This is a genomic window from Thioclava sp. JE_KL1, assembly GCF_009296265.1.
In the GTDB taxonomy this organism is placed as follows: domain Bacteria; phylum Pseudomonadota; class Alphaproteobacteria; order Rhodobacterales; family Rhodobacteraceae; genus Thioclava.
The window spans coordinates 114,127-130,000 of the sequence record NZ_WBJS01000008.1; the positions used below are offsets into that span (position 1 = coordinate 114,127).

Consider the following 15,874-nt stretch of genomic DNA (forward strand, 5'->3'; position numbering starts at 1 on the left):
CGGGATTGATGCGCGGGCTCACGCGCGTTTGCGCGGGTATCGCGTAAAACGAATGCAGAGAGGCCGCGCTTACCAGCGCAGGACGACCGAACCCCATGCCAGACCGCCGCCGATCGCCTCGGTGACCAGCACCTGGCCCTCCTTGATCTGGCCGCGTTGCTTGCCGACCGAGAGGGCCAGCGGAATCGAGGCTGCGGAGGTATTGCCGTGGTCCTGAACCGTGACGATCACGCGGTCCATCGGCAGCTGCATCCGCTCGGCCGTGGCCGAGATGATGCGCAGGTTCGCCTGATGCGGCACGATCCAGTCGACGTTCTCGCCTGTAAGCCCGGCCTTATCGAGGGCCTTGTGTGCGGTTTCGGCCAGCTTGGTGACGGCGTGTTTGAAGACCGCGTTGCCCTGCATGCGCAGATGGCCCGCCGTGCCGGTGGTGGAGACCCCGCCATCGACATAGAGCAGGTCCTTGTAGCGCCCGTCGGAATGAAGATCGGACGACAGGATGCCGCGATCATTCGCCGTGCCGGTGCCTTCGGCGGCCTCGAGGACCAGCGCGCCCGCGCCGTCGCCGAAAAGCACGCAGGTGCCCCGGTCGGTCCAGTCCATGATCCGCGAGAAGGTCTCGGCGCCGATGACCAGCACGCGCTCGGCCTGCCCGGAAAGGATCAGCCCGTTCGCATTGGTCAGCGCGAAGATGAAGCCTGCGCAGACGGCCTGCACGTCATAGGCAAAGCCCGTGGTCGAGCCCAGCCCCGCCTGAACCATCGTGGCGACGGAGGGGAAGGTGCTGTCGGGCGTGGAGGTCGCGACGACGATGGCGTCGATCTGGTCGACGCTCATATTCGCGTCTTCGAGCGCGGCTTTCGCGGCCTTGATCGCGAGATCGGAGGTATATTCCCCTTCGGCGGCGATATGACGGCGCTCGATCCCGGTACGCCCGCGAATCCATTCATCCGTGGTATCGAGCGTTTTCTCGAACTCGGCGTTCTCGACAACGCGCTCGGGCAGGTAATGGCCTACGCCGCGCACCACGGATCTGATCGTCATTGGCTGCTCTCGCTTTTCTCGGCGGCAGATGGCGCGCCGGATTTGGTCTCATCCTGCCCCGCGGGAAGGGTGGTGGCAACCCGTGCGGCCAGCTTCGCGCCGAAGCCCGAGCGTGCCAGACGGGCGGCCAGTTCGATCGCGGCGGCGAAGCTGGTGGCATCCGCCGAGCCGTGCGATTTCACGACCGTGCCGTTGAGGCCGAGGAAGACGCCGCCATTGGCGCGGCGCGGATCGGTCTTGTGACGCAGGCGCTTGAGCGCGCCCATCGCGAAGAGGGCGCCCAGCTTCGACATCACCGAAGAGGTCAGCGCCTCGCGCAGGAGTTCGGCCACGAATTTCGCGGTGCCCTCGCCGGTTTTCAGCGCGACATTGCCGGTGAAACCGTCGGTCACGATCACGTCGGCGCGTGCGCCGGCCAGCTCGTTGCCCTCGACGAATCCCGCGAAGTCGAACTGCCCCGCCTCCTGCGCGTTGCTGATCAGTTCATAGGCTTCTCGCAGCTCGGGGCGGCCCTTGTGCTCTTCGGTGCCGATATTCAGCAGGCCGATGCGCGGACGCTCAAGTCCCAGAGCGTTGCGCGCGTAGGAGGTGCCCATCAGAGCGTAGGTCAGAAGATCCTCCGCATCGGCTTTCACGTCAGCGCCCATGTCGAGCATGACGTTCCAGCCCGCAGGCCCGCGGGAGGGCCAGAAGGAGGCGATGGCCGGACGGTTCACGCCCGGCATTTTGCGCAGCCGCATCATTGAGATCAGCATCAGCGCCCCGGTATTCCCGCAGGAGACCGCGACATCGGCCTCCTTGTCGCGCACCGATTCGATGGCCGACCACATGGAGGTGTCCTGCCCGTTGCGCAGCACCTGCGCGGGCTTGTCCTCCATCGTGACGGTTCGTTCGGCGTGGCGCAGATCGACACATTCGCCAAGATCGTGCTTGGCGATCAGCGGTTCGAGCTGCGGGCGCGGGCCGTGGATGATGAAATGCAGATCGGGGTGAGCGCGATGCGCCTTTGCGACGCCGGCAATCGTGGCCTCGGGGCCAAGATCACCACCCATCGCGTCGACGGACAGAACGACAGCGCCGGCATTCGCCGGCGCTTTGCCCTTCTGGGCGGCTCGCATTTCTGCGGCCTTCATCTGCGATCCCGTCTGCGGCTGGTCCTGCGTATCTTGCATGACGTGCGGCGCGGGTCGACGGGCTTACGCCGCGTCGTCGTCCAGATCGACCTCTTCGGTCAGAGCGACGACCTCACGGTCGGCGTAGTGACCGCAGGACGGGCAGACGTGGTGCGGGCGCTTGAGTTCGCCGCAGCTGGGGCATTCCGCCGGGTTGCCAGCGGTAAGCGAGTCGTGGGCGCGGCGCATGTTACGGCGCGAACGCGTGACTTTATTCTGAGGGACAGCCATGTCTCAACCTCGGGGTTTCGGGGGCCAGTAGCCCGTGTTTGCGGCGTTACAGCCCTGATTTTCCTTGTGGTTTCGTCACTTGGCCGAAAGCGTCTCTCGGGGTGCGAAGCCAAACGTCGAATGAGGCCGGGAACATACTCGGATTCTTTTTCCGTGCAAGCCTTTTTTCCGGCCATTTTTCAAGCGGTTTCGGGCGGTGCGAAACCGCGTCTGCCACTATGCGTCGCCCTTACCGTTTTCGCCCTTGGCAAGCAAGTCGCGTAGATTGGCAAATGGCTTCATCTGCTCGTCGCTGAGCGGTTCGGCGCCCGGCTCGGTCACTTGCGCGCCTTCCAGCTCCGCGTCTGCTGCACGCGGATAAAGCGGCAGGGCCAGCTCCATCGCCTCGAGAGCGACCACGCCGAGATTCACCGTCGTGGGCAGCGGTTCGGCGGTGTCGTCCTCTGGCATCTCGACCTCTTCGGAGGTCGGCATTTCCATATCGGCGAGATAACGCCGCACCACCTCTTCGCGAATATCGGTCGTCACCGGGGCGAGGGTGATCACACAATCCTGAACCACGCGGGCCTCGAGGGTCGCGCGCAATTCCCAGTCCGAGCGGCCCTTCGGCGCAAGCTCGCCCTTGAGGCGCAGCGCCTCGACGTCGCGAATATCTGCCCAGTCTGCAATCGCCTTGAGCCGCTCTCCCTTGGCTTCAATGTCGAAGCGCGTGGGCTTGCGGCTGGGCAGATCGGCCAGCCGCATGGGCTCGCTCCAGATCGTCTCGGGGGCGGCGGGCAGGTCGGGATCGACGGGGGTCTGTGTCATGTCCGGCTCCTTGTTTTGGGTCGCTCGGTGTTGTCCTGCGACCCTTTGCATGCGCCCGAGTGCCCGATCGGCGCGCTCTAGCGCTTGAGGGCGGCGCAGTCATGATGTAAGCGTCACTAAAAGCCCGAAGTGTCAGAGGCAATAGGGGGTTGCAGGTGGGGATCGGTTCTATGATGCGCAAGGCCATGCTGTTTATCGCGTTCGGCGTGGTGCTTTTCGCGGGCGCCTGCTCTCCGATTTACCGTAACCACGGCTATGTGCCGATTGACCAAGACCTCGCCCAGATCGAGGTCGGCAAGAGTACGCGTGATGATGTCGCGGCCGCGATCGGGCGGCCTAGCTCGACCGGGCTTCTGGAAGGCTCGGGCTGGTATTACGTCGGTTCGCGTTGGAAAACCGTGACCTGGCACGCCCCTGAGGAAATCAGCCGGGAAGTCGTCGCCGTGTCGTTCAACGACAATGGCGTCGTCACCAATGTCGAACGCTTCGGGCTTGAGAAAGGTCAGGTCGTGACGCTGTCGCGCCGTGTGACCGAGAGCAAGGTCAAGGGCATCGGCTTCCTGCGTCAACTTCTGGGTTCGATCGGTCGCATCAATGCAGGCCAGGTTCTCGGCGACAACTGATCGCGGCGGGGCGGCCGATAGCCAGCCGCCGCCATGACCCGCGAGGTCGTATGTCCCTGAGTTTCGCAAAAGGCGCCTATCAGGTCCGCGAGGCACAAAGTCCGGATGATCGCGAGGCGGTGCTGCGCCTGCGGGCGGAGGCATTCCGGGCCGGGGTTTCCGATGCAGACCGCTTCGACCCGCTTTGCCGCCACATCCTGATTTGCGACGATCATGGACCCGCCGCCGCCGCGCGGCTTTTGCTGCTGGAGGACGGGGCGGCGCTGTCTGAGGGCTATTGCGCACAATTCTACGATCTCGCGCCGCTCGCCCAATGGGCCGGGCCGATCCTCGAGCTGGGCCGCTTCTGCACCCGTCCGGCGCTGCGCGACCCGGACGTGCTGCGTCTGGGTTGGGCCGCGATCACACGGATCGCGGAGGAGAGCGGGGCCGGGTTGATGGTCGGCTGCTCCTCTTTCACGGGCAGCGACTGGAAAGCGCATCGCGCAGGGCTCGCCCATCTCGTATCCCGCGCTTTGGGCCCCGCTACCTTGCGCCCGCGTCCCAAAGCCCCCGAACGCGTGGACTATCCCGCCGCGCTGGCGGGGGAGGCCGGCGATGTCAGCGCGCTGCCGCCGCTGCTGCGCTCTTATCTCGGCATGGGCGGTTGGGTGTCTGATCACGCGGTGATCGACCGCGACCTCGACACCTGTCACGTCTTCACCGCGCTGGAGATCGCCGCAATCCCCGAGGCGCGGCGGCGCAGCTTGCGGGCGCTGGCGCAATAAGCCGAGCGGCTGTGAGGCTTGAGAGGGCGGAGGCCTCCGGCGGGGATATTTGTCTCAAGGGGAAGGGGGTGCGGGCGCGGATAGGGGCTGCGTCGCGCATGGCCCATTGACCTTTCGCCAAGGCCCGCTTAGCTCGCGAGCATGGCACGCGCACCGCTTTTACAGCTTTCCGACATATCGCTCACCTTCGGCGGCAATCCCGTTTTCGAAGGGCTCTCCCTCACCGTCCAGCAAGGCGACCGAGTCGCATTGGTGGGCCGAAACGGCTCGGGCAAATCCACCTTGATGAAGGTGATGGCCGGGCTGATAGAGCCGGATTCGGGGACGCGGGTCGTGCCGCCGGGCATTTCGGTGGGCTATATGGAGCAGGAGCCTGACCTGTCGGGCTTCGCGACCTTGGGCGATTTTGCCGCCTCCGAACTGGACCCGGCCGAGGCTTATCGCGTCGAGATGGTTGCAGAGGGGCTGAAGTTCAAACCCGAGACGCCGGTCGAGACTGCTTCGGGCGGCGAGCGTCGCCGCGCGGCGCTGGCGAAGCTTCTGGCCGAGGGGCCGGAGCTGATGCTGCTCGACGAGCCGACGAACCATCTCGATATCGAGGCGATCGCCTGGCTGGAAAACCAGCTGAAGGAGACGCGCAAGGCCTTCGTGCTGATCTCGCACGACCGCGCCTTCCTGCGCGCGCTGACTCGGGCCACGCTCTGGATCGACCGCGGAGAAGTGCGCCGCAATGAAGAGGGCTTCGAGACCTTCGAGGAATGGCGCGAAAAGGCTTGGGCGGAGGAAGACGACGCCCGCCACAAACTCAATCGCAAGATCAAGGCCGAGGCGCGTTGGGCGGTCGAAGGCATCTCGGCCCGGCGCAAGCGCAATCAGGGCCGCGTGCGCGCTCTGCAGGCGCTGCGCGCCGAACGCGCGGGTCAGATCAAGCGGCAGGGCGTGGCCGCGATGGAGCTCGACTCGGGCCAGCAATCGGGGAAGCGGGTGATCGAGGCCACAGGCCTGTCCAAGCGCTATGGCGACAAGCAGATCGTGAAGGATTTCGACCTGCGCGTGCTGCGCGGGGACCGCGTGGCTTTCGTCGGTCCCAACGGTGTCGGCAAGACCACGCTGCTGAAGATGATGACCGGCGAGGTTGAACCCGATGAGGGCGCGGTGAAGCTGGGCACGAATCTCGAGATCGCCGTGTTCGATCAGGCGCGCGCGACGCTCAATCCCGAGCAGACGCTGTGGGACGGGCTGGTCAACGACCCGGACATGGCGGTGAAGGGGCGCTCCGATCAGGTGATGGTGCGCGGCACCCCGAAACATGTCGTGGGCTATTTGAAGGACTTCCTCTTCGACGAGCAGCAGGCGCGCGGCCCGATCCGGGCGCTCTCGGGCGGCGAGCGCGCGCGGCTTTTGCTGGCGCGGATCATGGCCAAACCCTCGAACCTGCTGATTCTCGACGAACCGACCAACGATCTCGACGTGGAGACGCTTGATCTGCTGCAGGACCTGCTGGGCGAATATGACGGCACGGTGCTGCTGGTCAGCCACGACCGCGATTTCATCGACCGCGTCGCCAGCACGACCATCGCGATGGAAGGCGACGGGCGCGCCACCGTCTATGCGGGCGGCTGGTCGGATTATCAGGCGCAGAAGGCCGAGGCCGCACCGGAGACCAAACCCGCGCCGAAGAAGGACGCACCCAAGGCGGAGGGTAAGCCCGCCGCGCCCCAAAAAGCTGCGCCGAAGAAAGCGGGCCTCAGCTTTACCGAGAAACACCGGCTGGAGGAGCTGCCCGGCGTGATCGAGAAGCTCGAACATGAGATCTCGAAGATCAACGAGTTGCTCGCCGATCCCGATCTCTTCTCTCGCGAGCCTGTGAAATTCGCCAAGGCCACCGAGATGCTGAGCGACCGCCAGTCGGCGCTCGACGCGGCTGAGGTCGAATGGCTCGAGCTCGAAGAGAAAGCGCAGAACGCCTAAACCTTTTGCGCGCGGCTCGGTCGGATGCCTCCGGCGGGGATATTTGATCCAAGCCGAAGGGGAGGGCATTCTCTTTCGGATTGGCAGAAATATCCCGGGGGCTGGCGGAGCCAGCGGGGCAGAGCCCCTCTGACGGGGCGATAAGGAGGGGCGCATGGCAAAGCGAATGGGGGCCGATGGAATGGGACCGCTCAGCGGGCTGCGCCTTGTCGAAATTTCCGGGCTGGGGCCGACGCCGTTCGCGGCGATGTGTCTGGCCGATTTCGGAGCCGAGGTGATCCGCATCGCGCGGCCGGGCTCGGGCGGAGCCGAGAATCATGTGCTGGGGCTGGAGGTCGACGTGCTCGACCGCGGCCGCGACGTGGTGGAGCTGGATCTCAAATCCGACGCCGGGCGCGAGGCGGTGCGCACTCTGATCGCCCGCGCCGATGGGGTGATCGAAGGCATGCGGCCGGGCGTGATGGAGCGGCTTGGGCTGGGGCCAGAGGATTTCCCCGATCATCCGGCGCTGGTCTATGGAAGGATGACCGGCTGGGGGCAGGAGGGACCGCTGTCGCAAACCGCGGGCCATGACATCAATTACCTGTCTCTGACCGGGGCGCTGCATGCGATGGGCGGAGAGGCGCCCGCGATCCCGCTCAACCTTCTGGGCGATTTCGGCGGTGGTGGAATCTATCTGGCCTTCGGGATGCTGGCGGCGCTGTGGCAGGCGCGCGAGACCGGGCGGGGGCAGGTCGTCGATTGTGCGATCACCGACGGGGTGGCGCATCTGATGGCGATGATCACCGGGATGGCCGGGCAGGGGGCGTGGGTGGATCGGCGGCAGGCGAATCTGCTCGACGGGGCCGCGCCGTTCTACACGGTCTACGAATGTGCCTGCGGCGGGCATATGGCGGTGGGGGCGCTGGAGCCGCAATTCTACGCGGCGCTGATCGCGGGGTTGGGATTCGCGCCAGAGGACTTGCCTGCGCGTGAGGCCCGTGCAAATTGGCCCGCCTTGCGGGACGCTTTCGCCGAGCGCTTCGCGACTCGTAGCCGGGATGACTGGGCCGAGATCTTCGCGGGCAGCGACGCCTGCGCGACGCCGGTGCTGTCGATCGCGGAGGCGATTGCGCATCCACAGAACGCCGAAAGAGAGGCGTATGTCGACCTCGACGGCATCGCTCAGCCCGCGCCCGCGCCACGGCTCTCGGCGACGCCGGGGCAGGCGAGCGCGCAGGGGCGGCGGATCTCCGCGGCGGAGGCGCTCGCCCGCTGGAGCGATTGCGGATAAAACCTCGTTTTTCCTTGACAGATGGGGGCTGATCCCCGATATCGGCCCGACCCGGCGGAGAGTCTTCTTTCCGCCGGGCCTCGTTTTTGCAACTTCGCTCCCGTGAGGAGCGCGCAGTCCGACGGCGGGCCGACAGGTCCAACGAACTCCGATAAGGGGCCACAGGGCGCGGATGAAGAAAAGGAAAGACCCATGTTTGCGGTCCTCAAGACCGGCGGAAAGCAATACAAGGTTCAGGCGGGCGATCTGCTCCGCGTGGAACTGCTCGCAGCCGAAGCTGGCGATAAAGTCCAGTTCAACGAGATTCTGATGGTCGGCGGCGACAAGCCCCAGTTCGGCACCCCGCTCGTCGAAGGTGCGGCCGTGCAGGCGGAAGTCATCGACAACATTAAGGCCGACAAGGTCATCACCTACCACAAGCGTCGTCGTAAGCACTCGTCGCAGCGTACCCGTGGTCACCGTCAGCAGCTGACCCTGCTGCGCGTCACCGACGTCCTCGCCACCGGCGGCGACAAGTCGGGCGTGAAGGAAGCCGTGGGCACCGCGATCGCACGTCGTGCAGCGCATGGTGGCAAAGGCGAAGCCGCTCCGGCCAAGCCCGCGAAGGCCGCTGCTGCTTCGAAAGCCGCGCCGAAGGCGGATGCCGCCGTCGCGGAAGCGGACGATCTGAAGGTCATCACCGGTCTCGGCCCGGCGGCCGAGAAGAAGCTGAACGAAGCTGGCATCACCACCTACGCTCAGCTCGCTTCGGTCGATCCCGAAACCTTTGAAGCTACCAAGGTCAAGCCCGACTGGGTCGAGCAGGCCAAAGAGCTCGCGAAATAAGGAGAGACACCCATGGCACACAAGAAAGCAGGCGGTTCATCCCGTAACGGCCGCGACTCTGCGGGTCGTCGTCTTGGCGTGAAACTGTTCGGCGGTCAGGCTGCGATCCCGGGCAACATCATCGTGCGTCAGCGCGGCACCAAGTGGTGGCCGGGTGAGGGCGTCGGCCTCGGCAAGGATCACACCATCTTTGCAACGGCTGAAGGCCGCGTCACCTTCCATAAAGGCCTCAAGGGCCGCACCTTCGTATCGGTCCTCCCGGCTGCGGAGGCCGCCGAGTAACCCGACCGACGAACGTGTCACAAAATCGGGGGATCGGCTGAAAGGCCGGTCCCCTTTCTCGTTGCAGTGCAGCACGCAAATGTTTGCAAACGCGGCGAGAAAATTTACCGGGTCGGGGGATGTATCGTCATCTCACTGTCCTATTTATTTACTAGGACCACGCGGCAGGAGGAGCCGCCGGTTCGTCCGCGTTTCGAGGAGGAGCGCCCATGTACCAGGAGACGATTTCCACCCAACCCGTGATCGAAACGGAGCGCTTCGTGCTGCGCCCGCTGCGCCGTTCGGATGCCGGTCTGATCGAGATGTATTCCGGCGATAAACGTGTCGCCAAAGGCACTCGCGCGATCCCGCATCCGCTGCCGCCCGGCACGGCCGAGAATTTCATCACGCGCGCACAGGCCGAAGACCGCGTCGAAGACGTCTGGGCGATCGATGGCTCGCGTCACGGCATGGGCGAGCTTCTGGGTGTCGTCTCGCTGACCCGTCTCGACGACGACCAGTCCGAGATCGGCTATTGGGTTGGACCGGGGTTCTGGAATACGGGCCTCGCCTCCGAAGCGGTCGCGGCGATCATCGAAGCGAACCCGCAAGACGCGCGCACGCTGTTTGCCGAGGTGTTTCAGGACAATCCGGGCTCGGCTCGTGTCCTGACCAATTGCGGCTTCGAGTATCTGGGCGATGCGGAAAGCTGGTCGCTCGCGCGCGGTCGCCATGTCCCGACTTGGACCTATCTGCGCAAGATGTAACGCAGACCGAGAGCGTGGACGGGAGGCACTGCCCTCCCGAACCCTCCCGGGATATTTGGGCCAAGAGGAAGATGCACCGGATCGAAACGCCGCGCCTTGTCTTGCGTCCCCTGACTTCGAAAGATGTCGATGCGATCACGCATGCCGCGAATGATTTCGAAGTCGCGCGCTGGCTCGCGAAGATGCCGTATCCCTATGCCAAACCCGATGCCGAGGCATCCGTCGCCGCCAATCGCGAGAATTTCGGGCGAGTCTGGGGAATCACGCGACAGGGCGATTTTTGTGGAGTGATCGGAAAGGTCAGCGCATTCGGCTATTGGTTGGGCCGGGATCATTGGAGCAATGGCTATACCACTGAGGCAGGCTGTGCCGTCATTGCTGCGCATTTCGAGGCCCCGGACGCGCGGCCGCTCGCGGCGGGGTATTTCGAGGGCAATCACGGGTCGCGCAGGGTGCTCGAAAAGCTGGGATTCCGGCACGCAGGCGAGTCGCTTGTCGATAACCGGGCGCTGGGGCGCAAGCTCCGGCACTTCGACATGATCTGCGAGACCCCGCCTTGCGACGCGCATTCCCCTTCCTCTTGGTGAAAATATCCCGGGGGTGTGGGGGCGGCGCCCCCACGCGGCGCTTGATCCTGCGCGCGCGGGCAGCTATCCCGGCGCATTGATGAAAGGGGCCTGACCATGAAATTCCTCGATCTCGCCAAGGTCTATATCCGCTCGGGTGGCGGCGGCGCGGGCTGCGTCTCGTTCCGGCGCGAGAAATATATCGAATTCGGCGGCCCCGATGGCGGCGACGGCGGCAAGGGCGGCTCGGTCTGGATCGAGGCGGTCGAAGGGCTCAATACGCTCATCGACTTCCGCTACCAGCAGCATTTCTTCGCAAAAACCGGCCAGCACGGCATGGGCAGCCAATGCACCGGCAAGGACGGCGACGACGTCGTGCTGAAAGTGCCGGTCGGCACCGAGATCCTCGACGAGGATCAGGAGACGCTGATCGCCGATATGACCGAGGTGGGCCAGCGCGTGCTGCTCGCCAAGGGCGGCAATGGCGGCTGGGGCAACCTGCATTTCAAATCCTCCACCAACCGCGCGCCGCAACGCGCGAATCCCGGCCAGGAAGGCGTGGAGCGCACGATCTGGCTGCGGCTGAAACTGATCGCGGATGCAGGGCTTCTGGGTCTCCCCAATGCGGGCAAGTCGACTTTCCTGGCTGCGACCTCGAACGCGCGGCCCAAGATCGCGGATTATCCGTTCACGACGCTGGTGCCCAATCTGGGCGTTGTCGGTATCGACGGGCGCGAATTCGTCGTGGCCGATATTCCGGGGCTGATCGAGGGCGCCTCCGAAGGGCGGGGTCTGGGCGATCAGTTCCTCGGCCATGTCGAGCGCTGCTCGGTGCTGCTTCATCTGGTGGATGGCACGGCGGAAGATCCGGTCGAGGATTGGCGCACGATCATCGGCGAGTTGGAGGCCTATTCGGCAATCCTCGCCGAGAAGCCGCGCGTCACCGTGCTCAACAAGATCGACGCGATCGACGAAGAGACGCTGGCAGAGCGCAAGGCGGAGCTGGAAGAGGCCTCGGGCGGGCGCGTGATGCTGATGTCGGGCGTGTCGAAAAAGGGCGTGCCGGATGTGTTGCGCGCGCTTTGGGCGGAGATCGCCAAGGACAAGCCGAAGCCGGAGGACGAGGGCGGAGCATGGCAACCGTGAGCGCGCCCGCTCTGGCGCAGGCGAAGCGTCTGGTTATCAAGATCGGATCGGCGCTGCTTGTCGATCAGAGCGGATTGCGTGCGGATTGGCTGCGCTCGCTGGCCGCCGATGTGGCGGCTTTGCGCGCACGCGGCACCGGCGTCGTGATCGTCTCCTCCGGGTCCATCGCCTTGGGGCGGCGGGTGCTCGATCTCGCGGGCGGCGCGTTGCCGCTGGAGCAGAGCCAGGCCGCGGCGGCGGTGGGTCAGATCCGCCTCGCGCGGGCCTATGAGGAAGTTCTGGGGCCGCATGACGTCAGCACCGCGCAGGTTCTGGTCACGCTCGAAGACACCGCCGACCGTCGCCGTTATCTGAATTCGCGCGCGACGCTGGAGACGCTGCTGAGCCTCGGCGTCGTGCCCATCGTGAACGAAAACGACACGGTCGCGACCGACGAGATCCGCTTCGGCGACAATGACCGGCTTGCAGCCCAGATCGCGGTGACGATCGGGGCGGATCAGCTGCTGCTGCTCTCCGACGTCGACGGGCTTTATACCGCGAACCCCAAGACCGACCCGAGCGCCAAACATCTGCTGGTGATCGAGCATATCACGCCCGAGATCGAGGCAATGGCGGGCGATCCCGTCTCAGGTCTCTCGAAGGGCGGGATGAAGACGAAATTGCTGGCCGCGAAGGTCGCGGTGGCGGGCGGCTGTGCGATGGCGATCGCGGAAGGCTTCGCCGAGCATCCGGTTGCCGCACTGGAGCAGGGTGGGCGCTGCAGCTGGTTCCTGCCCGAGGGTGATCCGCAGGCCGCGCGCAAACGCTGGATCGCGGCGATGAAGCCGCGGGGCGAGCTGTTCGTCGATGAGGGAGCCGCCAATGCGCTGCGCTCTGGCAAGTCACTGCTGCCCGCCGGGATCACCAAGGTCGTCGGGCGCTTCGGGCGCGGCGATCCGGTCACGATTGCGGGGCCGGACCGTGCGGTGCTGGGCAAAGGGCTCGTTCGCTACACCGGCGACGAGGCGCGGCTGATCGCGGGGCACCGCTCGGGCGAGATCGAGGAAATCCTCGGCTATCCCGGCCGCGCGGCGCTGATCCATCGCGACGATATGGTGGTGGGCTGAGCGGGTTTACTCCGCCCCTTCATTCGGCCCAGTCCGGCTTGCGCTTCTCGATGAAGGCCTGCACGCCTTCCTTCGTATCACGCCAGAGCATATTCTCGACCATCACCGCGGCCGTGTGCTCATAGGCCTGCGCGAGGTCCATATTGGCCTGATCATAGAAGGCGCGCTTGCCGATCTTCACGGCGGCGCCCAGCTTGCCTGCGATGGTCTGCGCCAGCTTCTCGGTCTCGGCGCCAAGCTCCTCATGCGGCGCGATGCGATTGACCAGCCCGACCTCGCGGGCGCGGGCAGCGTCGATGAACTCGCCGGTGGTCAGCATCTCGAAGGCCACCTTGCGCGGCACGTTGCGCGACAGCGCCACCATCGGGGTCGAGCAGAAGAGCCCGATATTCACCCCGTTCACCCCGAACCGCGTGCCCTCGGCGGCCACGGCCAGATCGCAGGAGGCGACCAGCTGGCAGCCGGCGGCGGTCGCGATGCCATGCGCCTCGGCGATCACCGGCTGGGGCAGGGCTGGGATCATCTGCATCACCTCGGCGCAGCGGAAGAAGAGATCGGCGAAATAGGCGCGGCCCTGATCCTCGGCTTCGCGCCCGCGCTGCATCTCCTTGAGGTCATGGCCCGCGCAAAACGCTTTGCCCGCGCCGCGCAGCACCACGACCTTCACGCCGGTATCCTCGGCCAGCTCGGAAAACCGCGCCTTGAGCGCGGCCAGCATCGCATCGGACAGCGCGTTGAGGCTGCCGGGGCTGTTCATCGTCAGATGCGCCACCGCGCCCTTATCCTCGCGGATCACCAGATCGGTCATTGAAACTCCTCCTCTTTGGCGAAACTCTAGGGGCGAGCGAGGGACAAGAAAAGGGGAGGGCGCATGGCGCTGGTAATGGATCGCGACGAGCTCGCGGAATTTCTCGACGAGGCGTTTCCGCAGGTGAAAGGCGACTTCGCCATCGAGGCACTCGATGAGGACGAGCTCGTGGTGCGCCTGAAGGTGGAAGAGCGCCATTTGCGGCCCGGCGGCACGGTCTCGGGGCCGAACATGTTCGCGCTGGCCGATGTCGGGATCTATATCGCGATCCTCGCGCGGATCGGGCGCGTGGCGCTGGCGGTGACGACGAATGCGAGCATGGATTTCATGCGCAAGCCCGCCGCAGGGGCCGACCTGATCGCGAAGATCCGGGTACTCAAGCTGGGTCGCGTCCTCGCCGTGGGCGATGCGCTGATCTATTCCGAGGGCGACGACCGGCCCGTTGCGCGCGCGAGCATGACCTATTCGATCCCGCCGCGGGCGATGGGGTAGGGCGCTGCACTCTCTGCGCCTTCGCCTTGGCGCAAATATCCCGGGGGAGGCGCGAATGCGCCGGGGGCAGAGCCCCCAACCCGGCCCAACATCGCGTCAAGAGATGGGGTATTTTGATACCTAAATTTTAGCGCATTGTTTTTGCTTATAAAATTCCGAAACGATGCACTTGAAAACGCGTCCGGAATCGCGCAAAAGCCCGCATCAGAATTCGAAATACCCCACAAGGGCAGATCACAGATGAAAACCTACACCGCAAAACCCGCGGAGATCGAGAAGAAATGGGTCATCATCGACGCTGAAGGCGTCGTGCTGGGCCGTCTCGCGTCGATCGTCGCAATGCGTCTGCGTGGCAAGCACAAGGCCACCTTCACGCCGCACATGGACATGGGCGACAACGTCATCGTCATCAACGCCGACAAGGTGCAGATGACCGGCAAGAAGCGTGACGACAAGACCTACTACTGGCACACCAACCACCCCGGTGGGATCAAGTCGCGCACCGCGCGTCAGATCCTCGAGGGCGCGCATCCCGAGCGCGTGGTTATGAAGGCGGTCGAGCGCATGATCTCGCGCAACCGTCTGGGTCGTGCGCAGATGGCGAACCTGCGTGTCTACGCTGGTGCCGAGCATCCGCACGAAGCGCAACAGCCTGAAGTTCTCGACGTCAAGTCGATGAACAAGAAGAACACCCGGAGCTGATCATGGCCGACGATATCAAGACCCTCGACGATCTGAAATCGGTCGTGACCGGCTCGGACAACGCTGGCGCCACCGAAACCGAAACCTCCACGCCCCGTGAGCCCGTGCGCGACGCGCAAGGCCGCTCCTATGCCACCGGCAAGCGTAAAGACGCGGTCGCCCGCGTCTGGGTCAAGCCGGGCACCGGCAAGGTCGAAGTGAACGGCAAGGCGATGGACAAGTACTTCGCGCGTCCCGTGCTTCAGCTGATCGTGAACCAGCCCTTCGGCGTGGCGAACGTGGACGGCCAGTTCGACGTCTACGCGACCGTCGCAGGCGGCGGCCTCTCGGGCCAGGCCGGTGCAGTCAAGCACGGCATCTCGAAAGCGCTGCAGCTCTACGATCCCTCGCTGCGTCCGGCTCTGAAAGCCGCAGGCTTCCTGACCCGCGACTCGCGTGTTGTGGAACGTAAGAAATACGGCCGTGCGAAAGCCCGTCGTAGCTTCCAGTTCTCGAAGCGCTAAACTTCGCGAATACGATTTGGAAAGCGGCTCCCATTCGGGGGCCGCTTTTCGTTTGGGGCTCCGCCCCCGGCGCGTGCCGCGCCTCCCCCGGGATATTTCGGGCAGTTGGAAGGGCCGCGCGGGGTCTGACTTCCAACTGCGTCAAATATCCCGGGGGCGAATTCGGCGAAGCCGAAGCGGGGGCGGCGCCCCCGATCTTTTGCCCGCAAAAAGAAGAAGGCGCCCCGTTCGGAGCGCCTTCGAGCCTGTCTGACCTGCGAGGGGCAGGGCTTACTCCGCCTCGTCCATCTTGGCGGCGTTGAGCAGGGCGTAATTCTGCGCGCCCACGCGGTCGTAGAGATCGAGCTGCGTCTCGAGGAAATCGACATGGCCTTCCTCATCGGCGATCAGCTCTTCGAACAGATCCTTCGAGACGTAATCGCGCACGCTTTCGCAATGGTCGCGCGCCTCGCGATAGAGGGTCAGCGCGTCATGCTCGCCCGCAAGGTCGCATTCGAGCGTCTCGCGCGGGCCTTCGCCGATGCGCAGCGGGTCGAGTTTTTGCAGGTTCGGATGGCCTTCGAGGAACAGGATGCGCGCGATCAGCTTGTCGGCGTGATGCATCTCCTCGATGGATTCCTCGCGCGATTTCTTCGCCATCGCGGCAAGGCCCCAATCCTCCTGCATCCGGAAGTGCAGCCAGTATTGCGAAACGGCCGTCAATTCGCTGCGCAGAGCTGCGTTGAGATAGTCGATAACCTTAGCGTCGCCCTTCATGTCGTCTTCCTTCCATTGGTGCCTGTCTCAGCCCGGTCAGTTCGACCGGCACTT

20 protein-coding genes (1 of these 20 cut by a window edge) are annotated in these 15,874 nt (G+C 65.0%); 13 read left to right on the top strand and 7 right to left on the bottom strand.

All coding sequences use genetic code 11. The features are described from left to right. Positions 1–69: 69 nt before the first annotated feature. From F8R15_RS16440 to F8R15_RS16455, 4 genes are all read right to left on the bottom strand, one after another. A complete protein-coding gene (locus F8R15_RS16440) occupies positions 70–1,044 on the bottom strand; it encodes a beta-ketoacyl-ACP synthase III (protein ID WP_078542750.1) in 975 nt (324 codons plus the stop codon). Then, positions 1,041–2,162 (bottom strand): phosphate acyltransferase PlsX, encoded by a 1,122-nt coding sequence (gene plsX / locus F8R15_RS16445; RefSeq protein ID WP_152845330.1) that lies wholly within the window; start codon positions 2,160–2,162, stop codon positions 1,041–1,043. The genes F8R15_RS16440 and plsX overlap by 4 nt, the downstream gene beginning before the upstream one ends. 78 nt (positions 2,163–2,240) lie before the next feature. Then, entirely contained in the window at positions 2,241–2,447 is a 207-nt protein-coding gene (gene rpmF, locus F8R15_RS16450) for a 50S ribosomal protein L32 (protein WP_078522810.1), read from the bottom strand. Between the two features lie 216 nt (positions 2,448–2,663). Then, positions 2,664–3,254, bottom strand: a complete 591-nt coding sequence (locus tag F8R15_RS16455; protein WP_078522809.1) for a DUF177 domain-containing protein — start codon at positions 3,252–3,254, stop codon at positions 2,664–2,666. A 170-nt stretch (positions 3,255–3,424) separates the two neighbouring features. Here F8R15_RS16455 and F8R15_RS16460 point away from each other — a divergent pair, with 170 nt between their 5' ends. From F8R15_RS16460 to proB, 10 genes are all read left to right on the top strand, one after another. Further along, a complete protein-coding gene (locus F8R15_RS16460) occupies positions 3,425–3,877 on the top strand; it encodes an outer membrane protein assembly factor BamE (RefSeq protein WP_152845316.1) in 453 nt (150 codons plus the stop codon). 50 nt (positions 3,878–3,927) lie between these two features. Continuing rightward, positions 3,928–4,644: a GNAT family N-acetyltransferase gene (locus F8R15_RS16465; RefSeq protein ID WP_152845317.1), complete on the top strand. Its 717-nt coding sequence runs from the start codon at positions 3,928–3,930 to the stop codon at positions 4,642–4,644. Between the two features lie 141 nt (positions 4,645–4,785). Further along, positions 4,786–6,615: an ABC-F family ATP-binding cassette domain-containing protein gene (locus F8R15_RS16470; protein WP_152845318.1), complete on the top strand. Its 1,830-nt coding sequence runs from the start codon at positions 4,786–4,788 to the stop codon at positions 6,613–6,615. Between the two features lie 154 nt (positions 6,616–6,769). Beyond that, entirely contained in the window at positions 6,770–7,888 is a 1,119-nt protein-coding gene (locus tag F8R15_RS16475; RefSeq protein ID WP_253732697.1) for a CaiB/BaiF CoA-transferase family protein, read from the top strand. Positions 7,889–8,080: 192 nt separating this feature from the next. After that, complete coding sequence (gene rplU, locus F8R15_RS16480) at positions 8,081–8,713, top strand: 50S ribosomal protein L21 (protein WP_152845319.1); 633 nt, start codon at positions 8,081–8,083, stop codon at positions 8,711–8,713. Positions 8,714–8,725: 12 nt separating this feature from the next. Further along, positions 8,726–8,995 carry a 50S ribosomal protein L27 gene (rpmA, locus tag F8R15_RS16485; protein WP_075775480.1) on the top strand — a complete coding sequence of 90 codons (270 nt, stop codon included), beginning with the start codon at positions 8,726–8,728 and terminating at the stop codon, positions 8,993–8,995. Between the two features lie 209 nt (positions 8,996–9,204). Further along, positions 9,205–9,741 carry a GNAT family N-acetyltransferase gene (locus F8R15_RS16490; RefSeq protein ID WP_152845320.1) on the top strand — a complete coding sequence of 179 codons (537 nt, stop codon included), beginning with the start codon at positions 9,205–9,207 and terminating at the stop codon, positions 9,739–9,741. Between the two features lie 71 nt (positions 9,742–9,812). Continuing rightward, positions 9,813–10,328 carry a GNAT family N-acetyltransferase gene (locus F8R15_RS16495; protein ID WP_152845321.1) on the top strand — a complete coding sequence of 172 codons (516 nt, stop codon included), beginning with the start codon at positions 9,813–9,815 and terminating at the stop codon, positions 10,326–10,328. Positions 10,329–10,424: 96 nt separating this feature from the next. Next, positions 10,425–11,453, top strand: coding sequence for a GTPase ObgE (obgE, locus tag F8R15_RS16500; protein ID WP_078571789.1), 1,029 nt, complete (start codon positions 10,425–10,427; stop codon positions 11,451–11,453). Next, positions 11,441–12,559: a glutamate 5-kinase gene (gene proB, locus F8R15_RS16505; RefSeq protein ID WP_152845322.1), complete on the top strand. Its 1,119-nt coding sequence runs from the start codon at positions 11,441–11,443 to the stop codon at positions 12,557–12,559. Before obgE ends, proB begins: the two co-directional genes overlap by 13 nt. Before the next feature lie 19 nt (positions 12,560–12,578). Here the strand turns inward: proB and F8R15_RS16510 are convergent, their stop codons facing one another. Beyond that, on the bottom strand, positions 12,579–13,367 hold the full coding sequence (locus F8R15_RS16510) for an enoyl-CoA hydratase (protein ID WP_152845323.1): 789 nt from the start codon (positions 13,365–13,367) through the stop codon (positions 12,579–12,581). 63 nt (positions 13,368–13,430) lie between these two features. On the opposite strand from F8R15_RS16510, the gene F8R15_RS16515 reads away from it, so the two are divergent. The 3 genes from F8R15_RS16515 (at position 13,431) to rpsI (ending at position 15,064) form a co-directional block, all read left to right on the top strand. Then, complete coding sequence (locus F8R15_RS16515) at positions 13,431–13,859, top strand: PaaI family thioesterase (protein ID WP_078542759.1); 429 nt, start codon at positions 13,431–13,433, stop codon at positions 13,857–13,859. A gap of 240 nt (positions 13,860–14,099) precedes the next feature. Then, the gene (gene rplM / locus F8R15_RS16520) at positions 14,100–14,561 is read left to right on the top strand and encodes a 50S ribosomal protein L13 (protein ID WP_078522797.1); all 462 of its coding nucleotides are present in this window, start codon (positions 14,100–14,102) and stop codon (positions 14,559–14,561) included. 2 nt (positions 14,562–14,563) lie between these two features. Continuing rightward, positions 14,564–15,064, top strand: a complete 501-nt coding sequence (gene rpsI / locus F8R15_RS16525; protein WP_078522796.1) for a 30S ribosomal protein S9 — start codon at positions 14,564–14,566, stop codon at positions 15,062–15,064. A 270-nt stretch (positions 15,065–15,334) separates the two neighbouring features. On the opposite strand, the gene bfr is transcribed toward rpsI, so the two are convergent. Together bfr and F8R15_RS16535 are read right to left on the bottom strand one after the other, a co-directional pair. Further along, positions 15,335–15,820: a bacterioferritin gene (bfr, locus tag F8R15_RS16530; RefSeq protein WP_078542760.1), complete on the bottom strand. Its 486-nt coding sequence runs from the start codon at positions 15,818–15,820 to the stop codon at positions 15,335–15,337. Next, positions 15,804–15,874, bottom strand: the final stretch of a protein-coding gene (locus tag F8R15_RS16535; RefSeq protein ID WP_152845324.1) for a bacterioferritin-associated ferredoxin. It continues 187 nt past the right edge of the window; the window shows 71 of its 258 coding nt (coding positions 188–258); its start codon lies beyond the right edge, outside the window; its stop codon occupies positions 15,804–15,806. The genes bfr and F8R15_RS16535 overlap by 17 nt, the downstream gene beginning before the upstream one ends.

Coding starts and splice junctions, on each gene's coding strand:
- F8R15_RS16470 (WP_152845318.1), top strand. CDS start 4,786: ATGGCACGCGCACCGCTTTTACAGCTTTCCGACATATCGCTCACCTTC.
- obgE (WP_078571789.1), top strand. CDS start 10,425: ATGAAATTCCTCGATCTCGCCAAGGTCTATATCCGCTCGGGTGGCGGC.
- F8R15_RS16475 (WP_253732697.1), top strand. CDS start 6,770: ATGGCAAAGCGAATGGGGGCCGATGGAATGGGACCGCTCAGCGGGCTG.
- rpmA (WP_075775480.1), top strand. CDS start 8,726: ATGGCACACAAGAAAGCAGGCGGTTCATCCCGTAACGGCCGCGACTCT.
- F8R15_RS16440 (WP_078542750.1), bottom strand. CDS start 1,044: ATGACGATCAGATCCGTGGTGCGCGGCGTAGGCCATTACCTGCCCGAG.
- proB (WP_152845322.1), top strand. CDS start 11,441: ATGGCAACCGTGAGCGCGCCCGCTCTGGCGCAGGCGAAGCGTCTGGTT.
- F8R15_RS16460 (WP_152845316.1), top strand. CDS start 3,425: ATGATGCGCAAGGCCATGCTGTTTATCGCGTTCGGCGTGGTGCTTTTC.
- rplU (WP_152845319.1), top strand. CDS start 8,081: ATGTTTGCGGTCCTCAAGACCGGCGGAAAGCAATACAAGGTTCAGGCG.
- F8R15_RS16515 (WP_078542759.1), top strand. CDS start 13,431: ATGGCGCTGGTAATGGATCGCGACGAGCTCGCGGAATTTCTCGACGAG.
- rpsI (WP_078522796.1), top strand. CDS start 14,564: ATGGCCGACGATATCAAGACCCTCGACGATCTGAAATCGGTCGTGACC.
- plsX (WP_152845330.1), bottom strand. CDS start 2,162: ATGCGAGCCGCCCAGAAGGGCAAAGCGCCGGCGAATGCCGGCGCTGTC.
- F8R15_RS16465 (WP_152845317.1), top strand. CDS start 3,928: ATGTCCCTGAGTTTCGCAAAAGGCGCCTATCAGGTCCGCGAGGCACAA.
- bfr (WP_078542760.1), bottom strand. CDS start 15,820: ATGAAGGGCGACGCTAAGGTTATCGACTATCTCAACGCAGCTCTGCGC.
- F8R15_RS16455 (WP_078522809.1), bottom strand. CDS start 3,254: ATGACACAGACCCCCGTCGATCCCGACCTGCCCGCCGCCCCCGAGACG.
- F8R15_RS16510 (WP_152845323.1), bottom strand. CDS start 13,367: ATGACCGATCTGGTGATCCGCGAGGATAAGGGCGCGGTGGCGCATCTG.
- F8R15_RS16490 (WP_152845320.1), top strand. CDS start 9,205: ATGTACCAGGAGACGATTTCCACCCAACCCGTGATCGAAACGGAGCGC.
- rplM (WP_078522797.1), top strand. CDS start 14,100: ATGAAAACCTACACCGCAAAACCCGCGGAGATCGAGAAGAAATGGGTC.
- rpmF (WP_078522810.1), bottom strand. CDS start 2,447: ATGGCTGTCCCTCAGAATAAAGTCACGCGTTCGCGCCGTAACATGCGC.
- F8R15_RS16495 (WP_152845321.1), top strand. CDS start 9,813: ATGCACCGGATCGAAACGCCGCGCCTTGTCTTGCGTCCCCTGACTTCG.